Below are 1,676 nucleotides of genomic sequence, written 5' to 3'. Positions count from 1 at the left end.
ATCCGGATCGGTCAATGGACAGCCTTTCCCGATATCGGCACGCCGTCCGCCGATCCTTATTCCAAGGCTCGCGTGGCGCGCGAGGGCGTGCTTGCACTCGGCCGTGCCGAGGGGCTGTCCTTCGTCGCCGAGCGAGACACGGGCGGCGCCGAGCTCAAGCGCGAATGCACCTACACCATCGAGGGCGGATTTCCGACGGCGCGGTTCTGGACGCTCTACGCCGCCGACCAGTCGCTCAGCGTGGTCGAGACCGGCAAATCCCGGCTGGCGGCGCTGCAATCCTACGGGGTGGTGCGCCAGCCCGACAATTCGGTGATCATTTCCGCCGGCCATCACCCGATGCCCGGCAATTGGCTGCTGACAGACGGCTTCGGCAGGATGTATTTCGTGCTGACCTTCTACGACACGCCAATCGCCAGCAGCACGGGCCTGTCGGACGTCTCGCTGCCGCGGATCGTCAAGGTCGGCTGCAATGCGTAGTTTTTACGCTGCGACGCGCGGACTTCTGCATGCCGTCCTGCTCGGCTTGCTCGGTGCCGGCATCGTGCACATCGCCGTGCTGCTGCTGGTGCCTGAGTTTTCCGAGCGCGATGCCTGGTCGCGGCTGTCAATGGCGTCGGACCTCTACAAGATGACGCGGCTCGATGCCGAGGCCGGTGGCGCGCCCGTGGTGAAATCCGTCGATCCGCTGTTTTATGCGACGGCCTGCCGGTTCGACCTGGGCGAAGGTTTGGTCCGCGTCAAGGCACCTGGACATGTCCCGTTCTGGTCGGTGTCGGTCTATGACCGCAGCGGCCACAACATCTATTCCTTCAACGACCACACAGCGACCGGCGGCGTTCTGGATGCCGTGGTGCTGACCCCGGCGCAGATGATCGACGTGCGCAAGGACCTTCCAGAGGATCTTCAGGGGGCGATCTTCGTCGAAGCGCCGATCGAGGAAGGCATCTTCGTCATCCGTGCCTTCGTCCCCGATGACAGCTGGAAGCCGATCGTGTCGCGCTTCTTCGAACAGAGTTCCTGTGAGTTGCAGGACTTCTAGAGCGTGTCGCGTCTGAACGGATTCAGACGACCCGCTTTAGGTCTTTGTTTTCATGCATGTCGTTCTCCAAAACCGAGGTCACTTTTGGGCGACATGCACTAGACATGATCCCGGACCAAAGGTCCGTGGCCGCCGAAACTCAGTGGTGCGGGACCGGCTTCGTCCCTGGCGACCCCGTCTTGTCGGGATCGACCGGCCGCACTTCGCCGGCATGCGACCGCTCATAGCGGATGCCGGGAAAGATGATCACCGCCGCCGGCATTTCGGCGGTTTGCTTTGCTCTGGTGTTTGGTGCCGTACGCGGCACGAAAGACAGTACCATGCCCATGGTTCGCGCATTCCTCTCGGTTTCCCCGGAGCACAACGCAACGCCTCCAAATGTCATTAAGGCCGGCAGAGGGTTAACGGAACGCTAACGGATCGTCGCTAACTTGATCTTTGTTCTTGGCGCTCGCAAAACCGGCACAGTCCCGGTCGAGCGCGCCAAGCTTGTGACGAGTACGGGCGTATCCTTCGTGTCATCTTCGGACTTCAGGCAAATCGCGGTAAGAAAAGACTCGGGAAAGGCCGAAAGGCTGTTCCGCGCCGCAGTGTCGGCGTTCTGCTCGCTCACCCGCCCTTCACGCCGCGAGAT

At 62.1% G+C, this 1,676-nt stretch carries 4 protein-coding genes; 2 read left to right on the top strand and 2 right to left on the bottom strand.

Annotated features, from left to right (window positions below):
• Window positions 1-480, top strand: a 480-nt coding sequence (locus EN932_RS35590; protein ID WP_128369496.1) for a DUF1214 domain-containing protein, incomplete at its 5' end; no start/stop codon positions are given.
• Entirely contained in the window at window positions 473-1,042 is a 570-nt protein-coding gene (locus tag EN932_RS35585) for a DUF1254 domain-containing protein (protein WP_127370118.1), read from the top strand. The genes EN932_RS35590 and EN932_RS35585, both read left to right, overlap by 8 nt.
• 139 nt (window positions 1,043-1,181) lie before the next feature.
• On the opposite strand, the gene EN932_RS35580 is transcribed toward EN932_RS35585, so the two are convergent.
• Window positions 1,182-1,370, bottom strand: a complete 189-nt coding sequence (locus EN932_RS35580) for a hypothetical protein (protein ID WP_013532653.1) — start codon at window positions 1,368-1,370, stop codon at window positions 1,182-1,184.
• Between the two features lie 84 nt (window positions 1,371-1,454).
• Window positions 1,455-1,676 (bottom strand): hypothetical protein (locus EN932_RS38580; protein WP_206619024.1); only part of this gene is annotated, 222 nt, incomplete at its 5' end.

It is taken from the genome of Mesorhizobium sp. M7A.F.Ca.US.002.01.1.1, from assembly GCF_004022955.1.
In the GTDB taxonomy this organism is placed as follows: domain Bacteria; phylum Pseudomonadota; class Alphaproteobacteria; order Rhizobiales; family Rhizobiaceae; genus Mesorhizobium; species Mesorhizobium ciceri.
This window is presented reverse-complemented; position numbering and strand designations above follow the sequence as displayed.

Bases quoted from the DNA above. Each gene is read 5' to 3' on its own strand.
- EN932_RS35580 (WP_013532653.1), bottom strand. From the start codon at position 1,370: ATGGGCATGGTACTGTCTTTCGTGCCGCGTACGGCACCAAACACCAGA.
- EN932_RS35585 (WP_127370118.1), top strand. From the start codon at position 473: ATGCGTAGTTTTTACGCTGCGACGCGCGGACTTCTGCATGCCGTCCTG.